18 protein-coding genes are annotated in these 21384 nt (G+C 62.9%); 5 read left to right on the plus strand and 13 right to left on the minus strand.

Going from position 1 to position 21384, the window contains the following annotated elements:
* Positions 1-74: 74 nt before the first annotated feature.
* The 10 genes from V3388_RS12685 to V3388_RS12730 form a co-directional block, all read right to left on the minus strand.
* Positions 75-485, minus strand: a complete 411-nt coding sequence (locus V3388_RS12685; RefSeq protein WP_336367945.1) for a hypothetical protein — start codon at positions 483-485, stop codon at positions 75-77.
* A 420-nt stretch (positions 486-905) separates the two neighbouring features.
* Complete coding sequence (locus V3388_RS12690) at positions 906-1484, minus strand: AbiU2 domain-containing protein (protein ID WP_336367946.1); 579 nt, start codon at positions 1482-1484, stop codon at positions 906-908.
* 742 nt (positions 1485-2226) lie between these two features.
* A complete protein-coding gene (locus V3388_RS12695) occupies positions 2227-3915 on the minus strand; it encodes an AMP-binding protein (RefSeq protein ID WP_336367947.1) in 1689 nt (562 codons plus the stop codon).
* 51 nt (positions 3916-3966) lie between these two features.
* Positions 3967-4545: a peroxidase-related enzyme gene (locus V3388_RS12700; protein ID WP_336367948.1), complete on the minus strand. Its 579-nt coding sequence runs from the start codon at positions 4543-4545 to the stop codon at positions 3967-3969.
* Positions 4542-5450, minus strand: a complete 909-nt coding sequence (locus tag V3388_RS12705; RefSeq protein ID WP_336367949.1) for a hydroxymethylglutaryl-CoA lyase — start codon at positions 5448-5450, stop codon at positions 4542-4544. Before V3388_RS12705 ends, V3388_RS12700 begins: the two co-directional genes overlap by 4 nt.
* The gene (locus tag V3388_RS12710) at positions 5450-7441 is read right to left on the minus strand and encodes an acetyl/propionyl/methylcrotonyl-CoA carboxylase subunit alpha (protein ID WP_336367950.1); all 1992 of its coding nucleotides are present in this window, start codon (positions 7439-7441) and stop codon (positions 5450-5452) included. Before V3388_RS12710 ends, V3388_RS12705 begins: the two co-directional genes overlap by 1 nt.
* A 5-nt stretch (positions 7442-7446) precedes the next feature.
* On the minus strand, positions 7447-8250 hold the full coding sequence (locus V3388_RS12715) for an enoyl-CoA hydratase-related protein (RefSeq protein WP_336367951.1): 804 nt from the start codon (positions 8248-8250) through the stop codon (positions 7447-7449).
* Between the two features lie 12 nt (positions 8251-8262).
* Complete coding sequence (locus V3388_RS12720) at positions 8263-9870, minus strand: carboxyl transferase domain-containing protein (protein WP_336367952.1); 1608 nt, start codon at positions 9868-9870, stop codon at positions 8263-8265.
* A gap of 211 nt (positions 9871-10081) precedes the next feature.
* Complete coding sequence (locus tag V3388_RS12725; RefSeq protein WP_336367953.1) at positions 10082-11248, minus strand: isovaleryl-CoA dehydrogenase; 1167 nt, start codon at positions 11246-11248, stop codon at positions 10082-10084.
* 41 nt (positions 11249-11289) lie between these two features.
* Positions 11290-11748, minus strand: coding sequence for a MerR family transcriptional regulator (locus V3388_RS12730; protein WP_336368133.1), 459 nt, complete (start codon positions 11746-11748; stop codon positions 11290-11292).
* Between the two features lie 154 nt (positions 11749-11902).
* Here V3388_RS12730 and V3388_RS12735 point away from each other — a divergent pair, with 154 nt between their 5' ends.
* The 5 genes from V3388_RS12735 (at position 11903) to cynS (ending at position 17102) form a co-directional block, all read left to right on the plus strand.
* Positions 11903-12664: an SDR family NAD(P)-dependent oxidoreductase gene (locus V3388_RS12735; protein ID WP_336367954.1), complete on the plus strand. Its 762-nt coding sequence runs from the start codon at positions 11903-11905 to the stop codon at positions 12662-12664.
* A 34-nt stretch (positions 12665-12698) separates the two neighbouring features.
* The gene (locus V3388_RS12740; protein ID WP_336367955.1) at positions 12699-13847 is read left to right on the plus strand and encodes an acyl-CoA dehydrogenase family protein; all 1149 of its coding nucleotides are present in this window, start codon (positions 12699-12701) and stop codon (positions 13845-13847) included.
* Positions 13848-14252: 405 nt separating this feature from the next.
* A complete protein-coding gene (locus tag V3388_RS12745) occupies positions 14253-15467 on the plus strand; it encodes a thiolase family protein (protein ID WP_336367956.1) in 1215 nt (404 codons plus the stop codon).
* Positions 15468-15704: 237 nt separating this feature from the next.
* Complete coding sequence (locus V3388_RS12750; protein ID WP_336367957.1) at positions 15705-16286, plus strand: YgjV family protein; 582 nt, start codon at positions 15705-15707, stop codon at positions 16284-16286.
* Positions 16287-16658: 372 nt separating this feature from the next.
* Complete coding sequence (cynS, locus tag V3388_RS12755) at positions 16659-17102, plus strand: cyanase (protein ID WP_336367958.1); 444 nt, start codon at positions 16659-16661, stop codon at positions 17100-17102.
* Between the two features lie 434 nt (positions 17103-17536).
* Here cynS and ilvD read toward each other — a convergent pair whose 3' ends face one another.
* From ilvD to ilvG, 3 genes are read right to left on the minus strand one after another with little or no spacing between them, the layout of a single operon-like run.
* A complete protein-coding gene (ilvD, locus tag V3388_RS12760) occupies positions 17537-19213 on the minus strand; it encodes a dihydroxy-acid dehydratase (RefSeq protein ID WP_336367959.1) in 1677 nt (558 codons plus the stop codon).
* Between the two features lie 21 nt (positions 19214-19234).
* Positions 19235-19513 carry an ACT domain-containing protein gene (locus V3388_RS12765; RefSeq protein WP_336367960.1) on the minus strand — a complete coding sequence of 93 codons (279 nt, stop codon included), beginning with the start codon at positions 19511-19513 and terminating at the stop codon, positions 19235-19237.
* Positions 19510-21207, minus strand: coding sequence for an acetolactate synthase 2 catalytic subunit (gene ilvG, locus V3388_RS12770; protein WP_336367961.1), 1698 nt, complete (start codon positions 21205-21207; stop codon positions 19510-19512). The genes V3388_RS12765 and ilvG overlap by 4 nt, the downstream gene beginning before the upstream one ends.
* Positions 21208-21384: the final 177 nt, after the last annotated feature.

The following is a 21384-nucleotide window of genomic DNA, read 5'->3' on the forward strand; positions in this document are numbered from 1 at the left end:
TACCATGATCAAAAACCAGGAATCATGGCGGGGTGAAATGGCTTAATTTATGGAATTGACACCACAGTCACTTGTTAATTGGATACCTCAATGTACCACTTGGGCTTGATGCGCCAGAAATCCCGGCGGACGTTTGATTTCAAAGCCTTTTTGGAATCCAGCACCTTTGCCTCGCCATTTTCTCGGACGAACAGAACCCAATGCCAAAATGGCTTGCCCTGTTCTATACGCCATTTAATAGCCATGAGGGCCTTGTCAGGAAGACGCCCCCAAGACTCGAACGGTGTTTCGTTGGGCGACACCGAGATACCGAATTCCCGCAGAAGCTTCCGGACATACCCAGTCTCAGACCAGAGCGACGTGTCTGCGGCGTAAATACCCAGAGCATTGGCCTTTAGCTTGGCCTCAGTATAGCTGACACCCGCGAGAGCAGCGCTTGCTGCAATGCCACAACCTGTTGTTTCTTCCTGAATGACTGGTTCCATGTCTCTACCAATTAACGCCGCCAGCACGCGCGGCTTTGGAATGTAGGCGAAGCCGCAATGGAAAAGCCGTCGCTGTGCCTGGCTTGGTTAAATGCCGGTTACCCGGCGGTTCATTTCGGCACCCAACCCGAATGCCAACTCCCGATACTGTGGACCAGCAAGACCCATGGCGCCAGGAACCAGGACACTGAATGGGCGGAAACTGCCCGATGGATACGCCGGATTGCCCTGCAACCAGAAAACCGAATTACCGATCTTCACCGCTGAACAACTGACGGCTGTTTTCTGCCTGCCGGCAACCGGCGGAGCAGAGGGCAAACACCAAACCTAAGAACACCGGAGCAAGGCTTTTAACGCTGAGCTTTGCGGCAATTTTGGAGCCGCAAAGCGGTGGAAAAATTGTCCGGCAACAGCGGCTGGTTATACATTTCCGAAGTCCCCTCTCTCTAGCGCCGCTATCAGGGCAGTGCCTCCCGCGGACATGGGACCTGTAGTAGCCTCATACACCGTAACGCTTTCTAAGAAATACTCTTCTGCGAGCGTCATATAACTACGGAGCTTCGACAGGGCATTCTCAATGTAGTCCGGAGAGACACCTGGCAAGGGCTCTTCATTTACGTTCAGTGCATGTGACAAATCAGCATGAGCGATGGTTTTATTTCTTCTTACCCGGAACACCTCACAGGCAGCTTCTAGCTCTTGAAACTTTGATCTTAGCTCGCGAGCGAACTCATTATCGCCTGATTCATTCGCGTAACTGTGCAATTGCTTCAGGCTGAGATTTTCAAACCGGCCTTGCTTGTTCGGATCGGTGAGCTTGGCAAACATGAGGGCGATGTAGTCTATGGTGAGTTGCTGATTAAAATAGAAAAAGTTTGAGCCGTTCCGATTGAGCAGGGCTGTTTGTTCAGCACTACCTGCATAAACTTCTCGATACAACGACCATACATAGTGGATTTCGGTTACCACCTCAGAGAGTCGCCTCAGAATTTCATTCACGTTTGTATCAGTCATAAGCCTTTATAACGCTGAGCACAGGGGCGCCCAGTCATGGGCGTCCAGCGGCCGCAGGCCGCGTCCTGGTGCGACTGGTTAAATGCCGGTTACACGACAATTCATTTAGGCACCCAACCCGCATGCTGACTCCCGATACTGTGTACCAGCAAGACCCATGGCGCGAGGAACCAGGACACTGAACGGGCGGAAACTGCCCGGTGGATGCGCCGGATTGCCCCGAGAACGGAACATCGAATTACCGATCTTCACCGCTGAACAACTCAAGGCTGTTTTCTGCCTGCCGGCAACCGGCGGAGCAAAGGGCAACCACTCAACCCAATAGCGCCGGAGCAAGGCCTTTAACATTTGTATATGAGTCCCCAAGACCATTTCCCCAATGACTCATATCTCAATTTCAGATCCTTCCAAAACTAGGCAGAAAATCCCCGCAGGTCAAACACTTCCTCCCGTTTTTCCGCCTCGCTTTCAAAACAAAAACGATCATCAAGACGCCTATCACAATCCAGGCAAGGCTCTTCTATCTATCTGACTTGCATGAGTATTCGCCCCGATTAGCGCATCGCACCCCAGTTCATGATCACCAAGCCCGTTTTTCCAGTCCCTCTCAGGCCCGGCGTCGGTGTCACCAACTCGCGCAGAGTGCCTTTTTACGCAGGCCCACAAACAAAAACCCCGGCACAAGGCCGGGGTTCGCTAAACCGGGGGAGGCGGGTGCCAAAAGCCGTTAAACCTTCAGCCCCATCTCCTCAATGGAAATCTCCCGCATCTTAAATTTCTGGATTTTCCCGGTCACGGTCATGGGGAAGTTGTCCACAAACTTGTAGTACCGGGGGATTTTGAAGTGGGCGATTTTGCCTTTGCAGAAGGCCTGGATGTCTTCGCCGGTGACCGGGTCGCTGCCCGGGCGCAAGCGTATCCAGGCGATGAGTTCTTCGCCGTATTTCTCATCGGGGATGCCGGTGACCTGCACGTCCTCGATGGCGGGGTGGGTGTAGAGGAATTCTTCGATTTCCTTCGGGTAGATGTTCTCGCCGCCGCGGATCACCATGTCTTTGATGCGGCCGACGATCTGGATGTAGCCGTCTTCGTCCATGGTGGCCAGGTCGCCGGTGTGCATCCAGCCGGCGTCGTCGATGGCTTCGCGGGTTTTCTCTTCGTTGTTCCAGTACTTCAGCATCACGCTGTAGCCGCGGGTGCACAGTTCGCCGATTTCTCCCCGGGGCATGATGTTGCCGGTGCCGGGGTCGACGATTTTGGTTTCCAGGTGGGGCTGGGTGCGGCCCACGGTGGTCACCTGCTTGTCGAACGGGTCCAGGGAACTGGTTTGGGTGGATACCGGGCTGGTTTCGGTCATGCCGTAGGCGATCTGCACTTCCTTCATGTTCATCTTGCCGTTGACCTGCTTCATGATCTCGGCTGGGCAGATGGAGCCGGCCATGATGCCGGTGCGCAGGCTGGAGAGGTCGTAGGTGCTGAACTCCGGGTCGCCGAGTTCGGCGATGAACATGGTGGGCACGCCGTACAGGGCGGTGGCTTTTTCCTGGTGCACGGCCTTGAGCACCGCTTTGGGGTCAAAGCCTTCGCCCGGGTAGATCATGGCGGAGCCGTGGGTGATGCAGCCGAGGTTGCCCATCACCATGCCGAAGCAGTGGTACAGGGGCACGGGGATCACCAGGCGGTCGTTCTCGGTCAGGCGCTGGCTTTCACCCACAAAGTAGCCGTTGTTGAGGATGTTGTGGTGGGTGAGGGTGGCGCCCTTGGGGTTGCCGGTGGTGCCGGAGGTGAACTGGATGTTGATGGGGTCATCAAACTGGAGCTGGTCCTGGCGCTGGCGCAGGGCGTCGGGGGTGACGTCGCCGGCGAAGCCGAGGAAGTCCTGCCAGGTCCACATGCCGTCGTGGCGGTCGGTGTGCACGTTGATGACGGCCCGCAGGTCGGGCACTTTGTCGGCTTTCAGCTTGCCGGGGGCGCTGCGTTTGAGCTCCGGGGCGAGGTCGTAGAGCATCTCGCGGTAGTTGGAGGTTTTGAAGCAGTCGGCGGTGACCAGTACGCTGATGCCGGCCAGGTTCAGGGCGTATTGCAGTTCGTGCACGCCGTAGGCCGGGTTGATGTTCACCAGGATGGCGCCGACCTTGGCGGTGGCAAACTGGGTGACGGTCCACTCGTACCGGTTGGGGGACCAGATGCCCACCCGGTCGCCGCGTTTGACGCCGATGGCCATGAAGGCGCGGGCGGCTTCGTCTACTTTTTCCACGAATTCCCGGTAGGTCCAGCGGATGTCCTGGTGCAGGCATACGAGGGCTTCGTGGTTGGGGAACAGGTCGGCGGTACGGTCGAGCATGTCGCCGATGGTCATGCCCAGCAGGGGCTTGTCGGCGATGCCGCTGGTGTAGCTCGGGAGAGTCTTGCTCATGTCTCTGCCTCCGTTGTTGTTGTCATTGAGGTCGGGCAGGCGCAATGCCCGCTAGCGACCCTGGCTGTGGTATTCCGGGTTCGGTTGCATGTCGCTGGCGATGGCGACACGGTTGGACATGTTGTAGAAGCCGATCAGGTTGCTCAGGTCCCAGATCGCCCGGTCGCTGAGGCCGGCGTCCCGCAGGGCCTGGGTGTCGTGTTCGGTCACGAGCGCCGGGGTGCGGGTGAGCAGGGACGCGTAATCCAGCATGGCCCGCTGGCGGGCATCCAGATTGGCGGTGCGGTAGTTCATCACCAGGTGCTCGCCCAGTTGAGGGTCGCCGCTGAGCACGCGCACGGCGGCGCCGTGGGCCACCAGGCAGTAGAAGCATTTGTTCTCGGAGGAGACCACCACGGCGACCATTTCCCGCTCCAGTTTGCTCAGTTCGCCGTCGCCGAGCATCAGTTCGTTGTAAAGCCGGGTGAAGCCTTCCAGCTGCTTCAGGTTCTGGCTGTAGGCGGTGAGCACGTTGGGGATCAGGCCGAGTTTTTCCTGGCAGATCTGGAAATACTTCTGGGTGTCCTCGGGCATGTCCCGGATCTCCGGGATCGGAAGATCCAGGGCGACGACGTTCTTGTTCGGGTTCATTGGCCGTTACCTCCCAGTGCCTGGCCGACTTTGGAGCCGTTGCGGCGGTTAAGCTGGCCGCAGATCCACTCGCCGGTGGCGACCAGCTGGTCCAGATCAACGCCCGTCTCAATGCCCAGGCCGTTGAGAAGATATAGCACGTCCTCAGTGGCGACGTTGCCGGACGCGCCCTTGGCATAAGGGCAGCCGCCCAGGCCGGCCACGGAGGCGTCGATCACCGCCACGCCTTCTTCCAGCACCGCGTAGAGGTTGGCCAGGGCCTGGCCGTAGGTGTCGTGGAAGTGGGCGGCGAGTTTGTCCGTGGGCACGTGCTTGGCCACGGCTTCCAGCATGCGCTTGGCTTTCAGCGGGGTGCCCACGCCGATGGTGTCGCCGAGGGAGATTTCGTAGCAGCCCATGTCGTACAGGGCGCGGGCCACGGTGGCCACCTGTTCGGGGGCGATGTCGCCCTCATACGGACAGCCGAGCACGGTGGACACGTAGCCGCGCACGGGGATGCCGTGCTTGCGGGCTGCTTCCACCACCGGGGCGAATCGCTCGAGGCTTTCGGCGATGGTGCAGTTGATGTTCTTCTTGGTGAAGGATTCTGAAGCCGCGCCGAACACGGCGACTTCATCCATCTGGGCCGCAAGGGCGCCTTCGAAGCCTTTCAGGTTGGGGGTCAGGGCCGAGTAGCGCACGCCGGCCTTGCGGGTGATGCCGGCCATCACGTCGGCGGCGTCGCCCATTTGCGGCACCCACTTGGGGGACACAAAGCTGGCGGCTTCGATGTGGGTGAGGCCGCAGCCCGCCAGGCGGTCGATCAGGCCGGTTTTGATGGTGGTGGCGATCACCGGGCCGGGTTCATTCTGAAGGCCGTCCCGGGGGCTCATTTCCACCAGGCGGACCTGTTTGGGGAAGGCCATCAGCTGTCCTCCTCCTCGGGTTCAATGGCAATCAGTTCGGCGCCTTCGGCCACCTGGTCGCCTTCGGCGTAGAACACCTCGGTAACGGTGCCGTTGGTGGGCGCTTTGATGGCGTGCTCCATCTTCATGGCTTCCATGATCACCAGGGTCTGGCCAGCGGTCACGCGGTCGCCCACCTTGGCCTGGATGGCCACCACGGCGCCGTTCATGGGCGCGGCCAGGCTGCCTTCGCCGGCGACGTCCTCAAGGCCGTAGCTTTCCTGGTACACGGTGCACTTGAAGGTGTCGCCCTCGTGGAACAGCACCAGTTCGTTACCGTGCAGGTTGCCGTGCACGCTCAGGCGGTGGCCGTCCACCACGGCGCGCAGGTAGTCGTCCTCAAGCCGGGCGTTCAGGCACACCACGGTGCCGTCCACGTGAACGTGGTAGCGGTCGTCCCGTTCCAGGATCTTCAGTTCGTGGACGTCGTCACCCACCTGCAGCTTCAGCGGCTGGGCGTATTCGGAGTTCATGCGCCAGCTGTTCTTGCGGCCGAACGGCGACCAAGGGTCGGCGGTTACCGGCTCCACGGATTTGCGCTGCTCCAGCACGAAGCCGGCGGCCAGCACCAGGGCTTTGTCCAGATCCAGGCGGGGCTTGGGAAACAGCAGGTCGTTGTGGGTGGCGATGAAGTTGGTGGTCAGGTTCGCTTCCCGGAACGGCTGGCTGTCCACCGCCGCGTGCAGGAACCGGATGTTGTTCTTGAGCCCGGCGATGCGGTAATGCTCCAGGGCCTGCACCATGCGGTTGACGGCCTGTTCCCGGGTGTCGTCCCAGACGATCAGCTTGGCGATCATCGGGTCGTAGTGGATGCTGATCTCGTCGCCTTCGGTCACGCCCGTGTCCACCCGCACGTGGGCGGATTCGTGGGGCGTGCTCAGGTAGCGCAGGGTGCCGGTGGCGGGCAGGAAATCCTGGTCCGGGTCTTCGGCGTAGATGCGCGCCTCGATGGCGTGGCCGCGGGTTTTTACCTGGTCCTGGGTCAGCGGCAGGGCTTCACCCCAGGCCACTTTCAACTGCCATTCCACCAGGTCCTGGCCGGTGACCATTTCGGTGACCGGGTGTTCCACCTGCAGGCGGGTGTTCATTTCCATGAAGAAGAAGGAGCCGTCCACGTCGTACAGAAATTCGACGGTGCCGGCGCCCACGTAGTCGATGGCCTGGGCGGCGCGTACGGCGGCTTCGCCCATGGCTTTACGGGTGTCGTCGCTGAGGCCGGGGGCGGGGGCCTCTTCCAGCACTTTCTGGTGTCGGCGCTGCACCGAGCAGTCCCGCTCGGCCAGGTAGATGCCGTTGCCCTGCTGGTCGCAGAACACCTGGATTTCCACGTGGCGGGGCTGCGTCAGGTAGCGCTCGATCAGCATGTCCGGGTTGCCGAAGGCGTTCTTGGCTTCCCGGCGGGCGGCGGCGAGGGCGTCGTCAAAGTCGTCCATGCGCTCCACCACCCGCATGCCTTTGCCGCCACCGCCGGCGACGGCTTTCAGCAGCAGCGGGAAGCCGCATTTTTCGGCCTCGGCCCGCAGCAGCTCCGGCGACTGGTCCTTGCCATGGTAGCCGGGCACCAGGGGCACGCCGGCTTTCTCCATGATCGCCTTGGCGGCGGATTTGGAGCCCATGGCGGCAATGGCGGAGGAGGGCGGGCCGATGAACACGAGGCCGTTGGCCTCGCAGGCTTCGGCGAAATCGGTGTTCTCGGAGAGGAAGCCGTAGCCGGGGTGGATGGCCTGGGCGCCGCTCTCTTTGGCGATTTCGATGATGCGGTCGCCCCGGAGGTAGCTTTCCGAGCTGGCCGCGGGCCCGAGCCGGAAGGCTTCGTCGGCCATGGCGACGTGACGGGCGTTGGCGTCGGCGTCCGAGTAGACGGCCACGCAGCGGATGCCCATGCGGCGGGCGGTCTGGATAACCCGGCAGGCAATCTCACCGCGGTTGGCGATCAGGATTTTGCTGAACATCGGTGTTACTCCTCGGGAATCCAGTGGGCCTTGCGTTTGTTCAGGAAGGCGCTGAGCCCTTCCTGGCCTTCCTCACCCACGCGGATGTCGGCGATGCGCCGGGCGGTGTCTTCGATCACCTCGGTGCTGATGGCCTTGTGGCTGACGGCAAACACCAGGTCCTTGGCGGCTTTCATGGCTTCCGGGCCGTTCAGGGCCAGTTGCAGCAGCAGTTCCTCGCAGCGGGCGTGCAGGGCGTGTTCGTCGTCGCAGACGATGTGCACCAGGCCGTATTGCTGGGCTTCACGGGCGCTGAACACTTCGGCGGAGAGGAAGTAGCGCCGGGCCTGGCGCTCGCCGATCGCCCGTACCACGTAGGGGCTGATCACGGCGGGAATCAGGCCGAGTTTCACTTCGCTCAGGCAGAAGCTGGCCTTCTCGGTAGCCAGCACGATGTCGCAGCAGGCGGCCAGGCCGACGGCACCGCCAAACGCGGCGCCCTGCACCAGGCCGATGACCGGTTTGGTCAGCTCGTTCAGAGTGCGCATCAGCCGCGCCAGCTCCCGGGAGTCGTCCAGGTTTTCCTGGCGGCTGTTGTCGGCCATGCGGCGCATCCAGGCCAGGTCCGCGCCGGCGGAGAAATGCTTGCCTTCGGAGCGCAGGATCACAATCTGGGTGCGCTCGTCCCGCTCCACGTGTTCCATGGCCTGGATGAGCTGCTGGATGATCACGTCGTCGAAGGCGTTGCGCTTGTCCGGCCGGTTCAGCACGATTTCGGAAACACCGTTGTCCCGGTGGTGCAGCAGCACGGCAGAGTCGTTGGATGACATGGCGGCGCTCCTTTACATGCGGAACACGCCAAAGCGCGTGGGCTTGGCGGGTCGGTTGAGTGTGGCGGACAGGCTCAGGGCGACCACTTCCCGGGTCTGGGCCGGGTCGATCACGCCGTCGTCCCAGAGGCGGGCGCTGGCGTAATAGGGGTGGCCCTGGTGTTCGTACTGTTCGGCGATGGGCCGTTTGAACTCGGCTTCTTCCTCGGCGCTCCAGCTCTGGCCCTTGCGCTCCAGGCCGTCCCGGCGCACCTGGGCCAGCACGTTGGCGGCCTGTTCGCCGCCCATCACGGAGATGCGGGCGTTGGGCCACATCCACAGGAAATCCGGGCTGTAGGCGCGGCCGCACATGCCGTAGTTGCCGGCGCCGTAGCTGCCGCCGATGAGCACGGTAATCTTGGGCACGTTGGCGCAGGCCACGGCCATGACCATCTTGGCGCCGTGCTTGGCAATGCCTTCGGCTTCGTGCTTCTGGCCCACCATGAAGCCGGTGATGTTCTGCAGGAACAGCAGTGGGATGTTGCGCTGGCAGCACAGTTCGATGAAGTGGGCGCCTTTCTGGGCGGATTCGCTGAACAGGATGCCGTTGTTGGCGACGATGCCCACCGGGTAGCCGTGGATATGGGCGAAGCCGGTGACCAGGGTGCTGCCGTAGTAGCGTTTGAACTCGTCGAATTCGGAGCCGTCGACGATGCGGGCGATGACGTCGCGCACGTCGAACTGTTTGCGCAGGTCGGTGCCGACGATGCCGTAGATTTCACTGGCGTCGTACAGGGGCGCGCGGGGTTTCTGCACTTCCACGGGCACGGGTTTGCGCCGGTTGAGGTTGGCCACGCAGCGGCGGGCGATGTCCAGGGCATGGGCGTCGTTTTCGGCGTAGTGGTCGGCCACGCCGGAGATTTTGCAGTGCACGTCGGCGCCGCCAAGCTCTTCGGCGCTGACCACTTCACCAGTAGCGGCTTTCACCAGCGGCGGGCCGGCCAGGAAGATGGTGCCCTGGTTGCGCACGATGATGGATTCGTCCGCCATGGCGGGCACGTAGGCGCCGCCGGCGGTGCACAGGCCCATGACGACGGCGATCTGGGGGATGTCGTCGGCGCTCATGCGGGCCTGGTTGTAGAAGATGCGGCCGAAGTGGTCCCGGTCGGGGAAGACGTCGTCCTGCCGGGGCAGGTTGGCGCCGCCGGAGTCCACCAGGTAGATGCAGGGCAGGCGGTTGGCCATGGCAATTTCCTGCGCCCGCAGGTGTTTTTTGACGGTGATGGGGTAGTAGCTGCCGCCTTTAACGGTGGCGTCGTTGGCGATGATCATGCATTCGGTGCCGCTGACGCGGCCGATGCCGGCGACGACGCCGGCCGCCGGGACTTCTTCATCGTAGACGTTGTAGGCGGCGAACTGGCCGATTTCGAGGAACGGGGAGCCGTCGTCGATGAGGCGGTTGATGCGTTCGCGGGGGAGCAGTTTGCCCCGTTCGACGTGGCGCTTCTGGTAGTCCGGGCCGCCGCCTTGGTGGATCTTGTCGACTTTTTGCCGAAGATCGGCGACGGCTTGGGCCATGGACTCTTGGTTGGCCTGGAACTCATCGGACCTTGGGTTAATTTTGCTCTGGAGCACGGTCATTTTGGTCTCATCCCTCAGTGCTGGGGGCATCCGGGTCCGTCGGGGCGTCCTTGCCGGGAGACGCTTCGAGCACATCCCTGTGCGCTTGGCTGTGGCCATCCATGGCCACAGACACTCCCGGCAAGGACACCCCGACGGACCCTCGTCGAACGTTCGGTGACAGCCGTCCCGGGCGTGTCGGCTCCGGGCGGCTTCTGGCGTAACGCTGTGCTTACTTATTCAAAAACAGTTCGCGGCCGATCAGCATCCGGCGGATCTCGGACGTACCCGCGCCGATTTCGTAGAGCTTCGCGTCACGCAGCAGGCGGCCGGTCGGGTATTCGTTGATGTAGCCGTTGCCGCCGAGCAGCTGGATCGCGTCCAGGGCCAGTTTGGTGGCCATTTCCGCGGAGTAGAGGATGGCGCCGGCGGCGTCTTTGCGGGTGGTTTCGCCGCGGTCGGCGGACATGGCCACCATGTACACGTAGGACTTGGCGGTGTTCATGAAGGTGTACATGTCCGCCACTTTGCCCTGCACCAGCTCGAACTCGCCGATGGCCTGGCCGAACTGTTTGCGTTCGCGGATGTAGGGGACCACCACGTCCATGGCCGCCTGCATGATGCCGAGCGGGCCGCCGGCGAGGACGAGGCGTTCGTAGTCGAGGCCGCTCATGAGTACGCGGGCGCCGTTGCCTTCGCCGCCGAGGATATTTTCCCGGGGCACTTTGCAGTCTTCAAACACCAGCTCGCAGGTGTTGGAGCCGCGCATGCCGAGTTTGTCGAGTTTCTGGTGGCGGCTGAAGCCCGGGTAGTCCCGCTCGACGATGAAGGCGGTGACGCCACGGGAGCCGGCCTGGGTGTCGGTTTTGGCGTAGATCACGTAGGTGTGGGCGTCGGGGCCGTTGGTGATCCACATTTTGTTGCCGTTGAGGACGAAGTAGTCGCCTTCGTCCCGGGCGCTGAGTTTCATGGAGATGACGTCGGAGCCGGCGTTGGGCTCGGACATGGCAAGGGCGCCGATGTGTTCGCCGCTGACCAGTTTAGGCAGGTATTTGCGCTTCTGCTCTTCGGTGCCGTTGCGGTGGATCTGGTTCACGCACAGGTTGGAGTGGGCGCCGTAGGAGAGGCCAACGGAGGCGCTGGCGCGGCTGATTTCTTCCATGGCGATCACGTGGGCCAGGTAGCCCATGTCGGCGCCGCCGTATTCTTCGCTCACGGTGATACCCAGCAGGCCCATGTCGCCCAGTTTGCGCCACAGGTCCATGGGGAACTGGTTGTCGCGGTCGATGTCCGCAGCACGGGGGGCGATTTCGGCGGCGGCGAAGCCGTTGACCTGCTCGCGGAGCATGTCCAGGGTTTCGCCGAGGCCGAAATTGAGCTCTGAGTACTGTGATTTCATGGCAGCCTACCTTAGTCGTTTGCAAACGGGTGAGGGCGCGGTTACCGGTCGTCCACGGTTTCCGCCGCCGGAGTCTTGGCCGGGCGAGTGTCCAGGCCCTGGGCCTCTTTCTTTTTCTGCAGTTCCGTCAGGGCCTCGCGGCAGCGGGCCTCGGCGGTATCCATTTCCATTTCCGCCATGGCGATGTCGTTCTTCTGCTGTTCCAGCTGGGCGCGGCGGTTGCCGAGGATTTCCAGCATTTTCAGCAACTGCTTTTCATTGCCGGTGAGGGTTTCGTCCCACAGGTCGAACAGCTCTTTGGTGTCTGAGAGCGAGAAGCCCATGCGCTTGCCCCGCAGGATCAGCTTCAGGCGCACGCGATCCTTGGTGCTGAAGATGCGCGTCTGGCCGCGGCGGCGCGGGCGCAGGAGGCCCTGGTCTTCGTAGAATCGGATGCTCCGGGTGGTCACATCGAATTCCTGGGCCAGTTCGCTGATGCTGAAGGTGCGTTTTTCGTTCATGGCGTTTTCAGACATGGCGGATTTCCTTTTTCGACTAAGGTTAGATAAAGTTTACGTAAACGTAAAGTGGTTTTCCGTTCCGCCGTCACACTTTCCTGTGGGGGCATCGGACGCGGAGGGCCGGAATCTGGACACACGAGTTGAGGAGCCATCGATGGATTTCAAAGACGTACCGGCCATTGTAACAGGCGGCGCCTCCGGGCTTGGCGAAGCCACCGCCCGGGCGCTGGCGGCTGCGGGCTGCAAAGTGGCCATTCTGGATGTGAAAGCCGAGGAAGGCGAGCGCGTAGCCGCGGATATTGGCGGCCTTTACGTAAACTGTGACGTGACGTCGCCCGACAGCGCGGACGCCGCCATCAGCGCAGCCCGTGCCGCCCACGGCCCCTGCGGTATTGCGGTGAACTGCGCGGGCATCGCCCCGGCCGCGAAGATCCTGGGCAAGGAAGGCGTGATGCCCCTGGAGAAATTCAGCAAGGTGATCGAGGTAAACCTGATCGGCAGCTTCAACATTCTGCGCCTGGCGGCCGCCGACATGGCCACCCGGGAGCCGAACGGCGACGGCGAGCGCGGGGTGATCATCAACACCGCCTCGGTAGCCGCGTTTGAAGGGCAGATCGGCCAGGCCGCCTACAGCGCCTCCAAAGGCGGCATCGTGGCCCTGACCCTGCAGGCCGCCCGGGAACTGGCCCGGGAAGGCATCCGGGTGAACACCATCGCCCCCGGCATCTTCATGACGCCGATGATGGCCGGCATGCCCCAGGACGTGCAGGACAGCCTGGCGGCGACCCTGCCGTTCCCCAAGCGGCTGGGCAAGCCCGAGGAATTCGCCCTGATGGTGGACCAGATGGTGCGCAACCCCATCCTGAATGGCGAAGTCATCCGCCTGGACTGCGCCCTGCGCATGGCGCCCAAGTGATGCGCACGACGACGGCAAGAGCGAGGTCAGAATCATGAGCCATCCCATCGATCAGGAAGAACTGGCGCTGTTCCGGGAGTCCGTCATCAAGGCCCTGGAAACCGAAGTGGCGCCCCATTACGCCGAGTGGGAGCGGGCAGGGCTGGTGCCCCGGGCGCTCTGGAACACCCTCGGCGTCGCCGGCATGCTGTGCGTCGACGTACCCGAGGACTGCGGCGGCTACGGCGCGCCGTTCCAGTATTCCGTGGTGGTGGGCGAAGAACTCGCCCGAATGGGCTTCGGGGCACTCTCCACCAACGTGATGGTGCACTCGGACATTGTCGCGCCCTACCTTAGCCACATGGGCAGCGAGGAACAGAAGCAGCAGTGGCTGCCGAAAATGGTCTCCGGCGACGCCGTTGGCGCCATTGCCATGACCGAACCCGGCGCCGGCAGCGACCTCCAGGCCATGCGCACCACCGCAATCCGCGACGGTGACAGCTACGTGCTGAACGGCTCCAAGACGTTCATCACCAACGGCCAGCACGCGGACATGGTGATCGTCGCCGCCAAAACCGACCCGAAAGCCGGCGCCCGGGGCATCAGCCTGTTCCTGGTGGACACTTCCCTGCCGGGCTTCGGCCGGGGCCGCAACCTGGACAAGATCGGCCAGCACTCCGGCGATACCTCTGAGTTGTTCTTCTCAGACCTGCGCGTGCCCGCCTCGGCGCTGCTGGGCCAGGAAGGGCAGGGCTTCGTTTACCTGATGACCGAACTGCCCCGCGAACGCCTGGTCATCGGCGCCCTCGGCGTCGCCGCCGCCCGGGGTTCCCTGGACATGACCATTGCCTACACCCAGGAGCGGGAGCTGTTCGGGCAGAAGCTGTCCCAGCTTCAGAACACCCGTTTTGAAATCGCCAAAATGGAAACGGACTACCGCATCAACAAGGCGTTCGTGGACCAGTGCATCCGGGAATACGAGGCGGGCACCCTGGATGCGCCAACGGCGTCCATGGCCAAGTACAGCGCCACGGAGATGCAGTGCCGGGTGGCGGATGGCTGCCTGCAGCTGTTCGGCGGCTACGGCTACACCACGGAGTATCCGATTTCCCGGAACTTCATTGATGCCCGTGTGCAGCGGATTTACGGCGGCACCTCCGAGGTCATGAAGGAGATTATTGCGCGGTCGGTGTTGGGGAGGTGACTGTTAGCCTGGGCACCTGGACTTCCCGTTGTGCGGGCGGGCTTGCGGGGTGGCCGGTGGAGTTTTTCTTGGAAAAAGAACTCGCTGCGCTCAGACATCTTTTTCCGGCGAAAAATCCACCAACCACCCCACGCCGACGGGCATTGGCGGGTTCACAGGAAAAGCACAAACTCGCCGTCCATGGGCTTTAACCCCTGACTGTTCCCCTGCTGCCCGTCGGTAGGGGGGTGCGGGGTGTTTTTCTGGCCGGGAAAAAGGTGTTCGAGCGAAGCGAGTTCTTTTTCCCAGAAGAAAAATACCCCGCACCCCGCGTACCCGCCCGCCAAACCAGAAGGCTGGGGCCGCACCCAGACCAATAGGCACAGGCCCAGACCGGCCACCAGATTCTAACGAGGCCATGCTCCCATGCAGCAGGTCCACGACATTGAGGAGAAACACACCATGAGCAACGACATCGTTATTGCAGGCTCCGCGAGAACCCCCATGGGGGGCATGATGGGAGATCTGAGCAGCGTTCGGTCACCGGAGTTGGGCGCCATTTCCATCAAAGCCGCCATTGAACGGGCCGGGCTCACGCCGGCGGACGTTCAGGAAGTGATCATGGGCTGCGTGCTCCCCGGCGGCCTCGGCCAGGCGCCGGCGCGGCAGGCGTCCCGGGCGGCGGGCATCCCGGACAGCTCCGGGTGCACCACCGTCAACAAAATGTGCGGCTCCGGCATGCAGGCCGTCATCCTCGCCCACGACCAGATCAAAGCCGGCACCAACGCCATCATGATCGCCGGCGGCATGGAAAACATGAGCCAGGCCCCGTACCTGCTGCCCAAGGTCCGCGCCGGTTTGCGCATGGGCCACAGCCAGGTGCTCGACAGCATGTTCCTGGACGGCCTGGAAGACGCCTACGAAGGCGGCCTCATGGGCGTGTTTGCCCAGCGCACGGCGGACAAAGAAAACATTAGCCGCGAGGCCATGGACGAGTTTGCCATCCACTCCCTCGAGCGGGCCAACGCGGCCATCCGGGATGGCAGCTTTGCCGATGAAATTACCCCGGTGACCGTTTCCGGCAAGGGCGGCGACACGGTCGTCGATACCGACGAGCAGCCCGGCAAGGCCAAGCCGGAAAAGATTCCCCAACTGAAACCGGCCTTCGCCAAAGACGGCAGCGTGACCGCCGCCAACGCCAGCTCCATCAGCGACGGCGCGTCGGCTCTCGTGCTGACCACCGCCAGCGAAGCGCAGGCCCGTGGTCTGACGCCCCAGGCCCGCATTCTGGCCCATGCCACCCACGCGCGGCTGCCGGCGGAGTTCACCCTGGCGCCCATCGGGGCCATTGAGAAAGTCCTCAAGAAAGTGGGCTGGAGCGTGGACGATGTGGATCTGTTCGAGATCAACGAGGCCTTCGCGGTGGTTACCCTGGCCGCGATGAACGCCCTGAACCTGCCGGCGGATAAGGTCAACGTGCACGGCGGCGCCTGTGCCCTGGGGCATCCGATTGGCTCTTCCGGCTCGCGGATCATTATCACGCTGATCAACGCGCTGAAGCAGCGCGGGCTTAAGCGTGGCGTGGCGTCGCTGTGCATTGGCGGCGGCGAGGGGACGGCGGTGGCCATCGAGGTTCTTTGATGGCCTCGTAGCTTGCTGGTTGGGTGGTGGGCCGGGGCGTGGGGGGTGTTTCCCTCTGGGGAAAAGAACTCGCTGCGCTCGGACACCTTTTCCCCGGCGGGAAACACCCCCCACGCCCCGGCCTTTTGACTCTGTTCAGCACGCCGAGGGAAATAGTGAGGGTGTTCGTTGTTTGTGGTTCCGCGTAGGCTGTTGGGTTTTCCAGTGGATTGCCTGAACGGTACTTGGGGAGAACAGATGGCGGACGTCGCTTCTTGGGCGGGTCAGTTTTTTGGGCTAACGTCCCTGTTGCTGTGCATCTGGGCGTTTTCCTGTAAGCAGGACGACCGGCTGCTGATGCTGTTGCTGTCTGCCAACGTGGCGTTTGCGTTGCAGTTCCTGTGTTTCGGCAGCTGGACGGCGGCGGCGTTGTCGTTGCTGGTGATCGGTCGTATCGCGCTCGCGCGGCGGTACCCCGGCAGCAAACTGGCCATGTTTGCAGTGCTGGTGGCCAGCGGCGTCGCAGCGGCGTTCACCTGGCAGGGCTGGGCGGATTTGCCGGCGGTGGTGGCGATGGTGCTGGGCACCGTCGGCATGTTCCTGCTCCGGGGGATTCCCATGCGCATCACCCTCGGCCTGGCCGCCGTCGCCTGGGCCGTCAGCCACATTCTCGCCGGCTCCATCGGCGGCACCGCCGCCGAAACCCTCGTGTTCATCACCAACGCCATCACCATCTACCGCCTCTACCGGGCCCAACAGCGTTATCCCAAAGCCTTTCGGGAGTATGCGGACGTAAGCCCAGAAAACCCGGCTCATCAACCCAAAATCCGAAACCGCTAAACGGATACCCACCAACCCACAAAGCGCCACTCTCCTGCGCATTTATCGCCAAGTGTTCATCGTTCCCCAACCCGCTGGCGTTGTCAGTTCCCTGATAAGGGCGAACCAAGTTCGGAGAGCGGGGTAGGTAGGGTGTTTCTGCCGGGGAAAAGGTGTCTGAGCGAAGCGAGTTCTTTTCCCCAGAAGAAACACCCTCCCTGCCTCCGCTCCCCCTCCGAAAACAGAAAGCCCAAGCCACCCAAGCACCAAACCCAAAAAATGGCGCACAGCTTGCAACACCCCCTCATCCCCGGAGCAAAACCCCGGAAACCACCGCGAGGCAGGCACCGAAGTGGTGCGACGCCCGCCCCAGTGCGTCAAGAGGAAGCAGCCATGATGAACAAAGAACTGATGACCGCCAAAATACTCGAAGCCAAAGCCACCAAAGGCATCACCTGGGAAGCCATCGCAGAAGCCATCGGCATGTCCCCCGTGTTCACCACCTCCGCCTGCCTCGGCATGAACAGCCTCACCGAAGCCAAAGCCATGGCCCTGTGTGAAACCCTCGGCCTTGATGGCGACGTCGCCACCGCCCTCCAGGTTTGCCCTAAGAAAGCCTGGGACAGCGCCGTCCCTCAGGACCCGCTGATCTACCGCTTGTACGAAGTGGTCGGCGTCTACGGCGACACCATGAAAGCCCTGATCCACGAAAAGTTCGGCGACGGCATCATGAGCGCCATCGACTTCACCATGGACATCGACAAAGAAGAAAACCCCAAGGGCGACCGGGTGGTGGTCACCATGAGCGGGAAGTTCCTGCCTTACAAAGCTTGGTAACTTGGAGGTGCCCGCCGTTGTAGCCTTCCAGGGCGCGGGCGGGCTTGCGGGGTTTGTAGACTTCCAGTCTTGCGGGCGGGCTTGCGGGGTGGTTGGTGGAGTTTTTCTTGGAAAAAGAACTCGCTTCGCTCAGACACCTTTTTCCGGCGAAAAATCCACCAACCACCCCGCGCCGACGGGCATTGGCGGGTTCACAGGGTAAATACCAAAACCCGTCGACTTGAGGCTTTTGTCATTGACTATCCCCCTGCTGCCCGTCGGTAGGGGGGTGTGGGGTGTTTTTCTGGCCGGGAAAAAGGTGTCTGAGCGAAGCGAGTTCTTTTTCCCAGAAGAAAAACACCCCACACCCCGCGTACCCGCGCGCCAAACCAGAAGGCTGGGCGCCAAACCAGAAGGCTAGGCGCCAACCGGGAAAGCCAAGAACCCAAGCCCAACTAGGGCAAGTCAGTAACGGCCCCGGTAGACGCCGAACTCACCACCCGCGCGTACTTGGCCAGCACGCCCCGGGTGAATCGGGGCGCCGGTGGCGTCCAGGCGTTGCGCCGTTTCTCCAGCTCCTCGTCAGAGATCTCCAACAGAATCGAATTGTTCACCGCATCAATGGTGATGGTGTCGCCGTCTTCCACCAGCGCAATCGGCCCGCCCACGGCCGCCTCGGGGGTGATATGCCCCACCACAAAACCGTGGCTGCCGCCGGAGAAGCGACCATCGGTGATCAGCGCCACCTCACTGCCCAGACCCTTGCCCATGATCGCGGACGTCGGGCTCAGCATCTCCCGCATGCCCGGGCCGCCCTTCGGGCCCTCGTAGCGAATCACCAGCACATCGCCGGCCACCACGGTGCCGTCCAGAATGCGTTCCTGGGCTTCCTCCTCAGAATGGAACACCCGCGCGCGGCCGGAGAAATGGGTGCCTTCCTTGCCCGTGATTTTCGCCACCGAGCCCTCCGGCGCCAGGTTGCCGTAGAGAATGCGCAAGTGGCTGTCCGCCTTGATGGGATTGTCGAAGGCGTGGATGATCGCCTGGTCCTCCGGGTAGGGCGCCACATCGGCCAGGTTTTCCGCCAGGGTCTTTCCGGTCACCGTCAGGCAGTGGCCGTGCAGCAGACCGCGGTCCAGCAACAGTTTCATCAGCGGCTGAATGCCGCCAATGGCCACCAGCTCGGACATCATGTAATGGCCGGAGGGGCGCAGGTCGGCCAGTACCGGAACCCGTTTGCCAATGCGCACGAAATCCTCCAGGGACAGCTCCACGCCGATGGTGCTGGCCATGCCCAGCAGGTGCAGCACGGCGTTGGTGGACCCGCCCAGGGCGATCACCACGGTAATGGCGTTCTCGAAGGCGTCCCGGGTCATGATGTCCGAGGGTTTGATGTCCGCGTCCAGCAGCTTGAGCACCGCGGCGCCGGCGGCTTCGCAGTCCGCCAGTTTGCTGTCCGAGACCGCATTCTGGGCCGAGCTGCCCGGCAGGCTCATGCCCATGGCTTCGATGGCCGAGGCCATGGTGTTGGCGGTGTACATGCCGCCGCAGGACCCCGGGCCGGGAATGGCGGTTTCCTCGATCTGTTTCACGTCAATCAGGTTCATGTTGCCCCGGGCGTGAGCGCCCACCGCCTCGAACACGGAGATGATGTCCGTGTGGTTCTCGCCGGGCAGGATGGTGCCACCGTACACGAACACCGAGGGCCGGTTCAGGCGGGCGAGGCCCATCATGCAGCCGGGCATGTTCTTGTCGCAGCCGCCGATGGCCACCAGGCCGTCGAAGCCCTCGCAGCCGGCCACGGTTTCAATGGAATCGGCGATTACCTCCCGGGACACCAGGGAATACTTCATGCCCTCGGTGCCGTTGGCGATGCCGTCGGAAATGGTGATGGTGTTGAAGATCAGGCTCTTGCCGCCGGCCCCGTCGGCGCCCTTGGCGGCTTCCCGGGCCAGGCCGTCGATGTGCATGTTGCAGGGGGTGAGGTTGCTCCAGGTGGAGGCAATACCGACCTGAGGCTTCCGGAAATCCTCGTCGGTGAAGCCCACCGCCCTCAGCATCGCCCGGCTGGCGGACTTGTTGATGCCGTCCACCACCGGTGCCGAGTGCTGGCGTCGCTTGTCCGTTGTCATGCCCTCATCCTCCTGTTTGGTTCAAGCCGTACGTGACCGTGCCATGGTAGTACCGACCAGTTCAACGCCGGCCACGGTCTGCAGTTTTTCGAGCTGAGCCTTGAGCATAGCAACTGGCCGGGAACCCTCCAGAGTCAGGGCAATGTCCAGAACGTCGCCCGTGGCCTCCATCGCCATTTTTGAAATCCGGAAACCCCGTACCCGAACCACCCGGCACAGCCGCTCCAGCGCGGCGGGTTCCTGTGCCATGCGGCAGTTGAGGGTGAATTGCTGACTGGCTGTGTCGTTGCGGGGGCTCATGCGACCTGCTCCTTGCGATGTTGGGTTTTACGGGGTTCGTCAATCATGTCCTTGTTGCTGCCGCCGGCCTTGACGATGGGCCAGACGTTTTCTTCCCGGCTGATGGCCACGTGCAGAAGCATCGGGCCGTTGTAGGCCAGGATCGTCTCGATGCCCCGGCGCATCTGGTCGGTGCGGTCAATGCGCAGGGCGGGGATGTTGAAAGCCCGGGCCATGGCGACAAAATCCGGGTTGTCGTCCAGATCAATCTGGCTTTCCCGGTTGTCGTAGAACAGTTCTTGCTGCTGGCGGACCATGCCCAGGCACTGGTTGTCCAGGATGATCAGCTTCAGCGGCAGGTTGTAGCGCCGGATGGTGGCCAGCTCCTGGGCGTTCATCATGAACGAGCCGTCGCCGGTGACATTGATGACGGTTCGGCTGCGGTCCGAGAACTGGGCGCCGATGGCCGCCGGCAGGCCGAAGCCCATGGTGCCGAGGCCGCCGCTGGTCAGGTGGTGGCGCGGGTGCGCAAACCGGTAGTACTGGGCCACCCACATCTGGTGCTGGCCAACGTCGCAGGCGATCACGGTGTCGTCCCCGGCAATGCCGGAGAGCTGGCGGATGAACGCCGGGCCGGTAATGGGCGCGAGGGACTCTTCGTTATCCGCTGCCCGGAAGCCGCCGGTGGTGTGCCAGGTCCGGCACTGGCTCTGCCAGCCGTCGATGGCCAGGGGTTCGGCTTCGAGGGCAGCGGTAAAGGCGTCGAGGATGGCGTTCAGGTCGCCCCGCAGGGCCAGGTCCGCCGGGCGCAGTTTGTTGATCTCGGCGGCGTCGGCGTCGATGTGGATCAGGCGGGCATTGGGCGCAAACCCATCCAGCTTGCCCGTGGCCCGGTCGTCCAGGCGGGCGCCGACCACCAGCAGCAGGTCGCATTCGTCCACGGCCTTGTTGGCGGCCCGGGAGCCATGCATGCCCAGCATACCCAGATCGTTGGGGTTGTTGCGGCCGGCATTACCAATGCCCTTGAGGGTCACCACGCCGGGCAGGCCGGAGGCCTCGGCAAACGCTCGAAACGCGCCCTCAGCCTGCGCCAGGGAAACGCCGCCGCCGCTGTACAGCAGGGGCCGTTTGGCGGCCTTGAGCATGGCCAGCGCCGGGCCGATGTCCGGACGTTCGGGGGCCGTTACCTCCGCCAGGGCGGGGGCCTCAAGGTGGACGTCGGCCAACAGGATGTCTTTGGGGATATCAATCCAGACCGGCCCGGGGCGGCCGGATTGGGCCAGCTCGATGGCGTCTTCCAGAATGCCGGGCAGGGCGTCCGCGTCCGTCACCAGGTAGCTGTGTTTGACGATGCCCAGGGTCATGCCAAGGATGTCGGTTTCCTGGAAGGCATCGGTGCCGATCAGCCCGGAGGGCACCTGCCCGGTGATCACCAGCAGGGGGGTCGAATCCATGTAGGCGTTGGCAACACCGGTGATCAGGTTGGTGGCGCCGGGGCCGGAGGTGGCAATGCACACCCCCAGGCGGCCGCTGGCCCGGGCGTAGCCGTCGGCGGCCAGGGCGCAGGCCTGTTCGTGGCGGCAGAGCACATGTTCCACGCCCACATCGTCCACCAGCGCGTCGTACAGCGGCATGATGCAGCCGCCGGGGTAGCCGAAAACCGTGTCGATCTGGTGGCGATGGAACGCCTCGAGGATGTGCTGTGCGCCATTCATGGTCGGTGTGTCCTTTTGCTCAGGGCCAGAAAAAAGAAACCCCCGGGACCTTTCGGTGCCGGGGGTTTCTGGTGTCTCTTGTCAGGTTTGTTGCTATCTCACCCGCTTGTCCACGCAGAAGCCCCCGGATGGTACCACCACCACCAGGACGAGCTTCACAAGGACTACCACGGCGTT

It is taken from the genome of Marinobacter sp. C2H3 (assembly GCF_037080155.1).
Taxonomy (GTDB): Bacteria; Pseudomonadota; Gammaproteobacteria; order Pseudomonadales; family Oleiphilaceae; genus Marinobacter.

Bases quoted from the DNA above. Each gene is read 5' to 3' on its own strand.
- V3388_RS12685 (WP_336367945.1), bottom strand. From the start codon at position 485: ATGGAACCAGTCATTCAGGAAGAAACAACAGGTTGTGGCATTGCAGCA.
- V3388_RS12695 (WP_336367947.1), bottom strand. From the start codon at position 3,915: ATGAGCAAGACTCTCCCGAGCTACACCAGCGGCATCGCCGACAAGCCC.
- V3388_RS12700 (WP_336367948.1), bottom strand. From the start codon at position 4,545: ATGAACCCGAACAAGAACGTCGTCGCCCTGGATCTTCCGATCCCGGAG.
- V3388_RS12705 (WP_336367949.1), bottom strand. From the start codon at position 5,450: ATGGCCTTCCCCAAACAGGTCCGCCTGGTGGAAATGAGCCCCCGGGAC.
- V3388_RS12710 (WP_336367950.1), bottom strand. From the start codon at position 7,441: ATGTTCAGCAAAATCCTGATCGCCAACCGCGGTGAGATTGCCTGCCGG.
- V3388_RS12715 (WP_336367951.1), bottom strand. From the start codon at position 8,250: ATGTCATCCAACGACTCTGCCGTGCTGCTGCACCACCGGGACAACGGT.
- V3388_RS12720 (WP_336367952.1), bottom strand. From the start codon at position 9,870: ATGACCGTGCTCCAGAGCAAAATTAACCCAAGGTCCGATGAGTTCCAG.
- V3388_RS12725 (WP_336367953.1), bottom strand. From the start codon at position 11,248: ATGAAATCACAGTACTCAGAGCTCAATTTCGGCCTCGGCGAAACCCTG.
- V3388_RS12730 (WP_336368133.1), bottom strand. From the start codon at position 11,748: ATGAACGAAAAACGCACCTTCAGCATCAGCGAACTGGCCCAGGAATTC.
- V3388_RS12735 (WP_336367954.1), top strand. From the start codon at position 11,903: ATGGATTTCAAAGACGTACCGGCCATTGTAACAGGCGGCGCCTCCGGG.
- V3388_RS12740 (WP_336367955.1), top strand. From the start codon at position 12,699: ATGAGCCATCCCATCGATCAGGAAGAACTGGCGCTGTTCCGGGAGTCC.
- V3388_RS12745 (WP_336367956.1), top strand. From the start codon at position 14,253: ATGCAGCAGGTCCACGACATTGAGGAGAAACACACCATGAGCAACGAC.
- V3388_RS12750 (WP_336367957.1), top strand. From the start codon at position 15,705: ATGGCGGACGTCGCTTCTTGGGCGGGTCAGTTTTTTGGGCTAACGTCC.
- cynS (WP_336367958.1), top strand. From the start codon at position 16,659: ATGATGAACAAAGAACTGATGACCGCCAAAATACTCGAAGCCAAAGCC.
- ilvD (WP_336367959.1), bottom strand. From the start codon at position 19,213: ATGACAACGGACAAGCGACGCCAGCACTCGGCACCGGTGGTGGACGGC.
- V3388_RS12765 (WP_336367960.1), bottom strand. From the start codon at position 19,513: ATGAGCCCCCGCAACGACACAGCCAGTCAGCAATTCACCCTCAACTGC.
- ilvG (WP_336367961.1), bottom strand. From the start codon at position 21,207: ATGAATGGCGCACAGCACATCCTCGAGGCGTTCCATCGCCACCAGATC.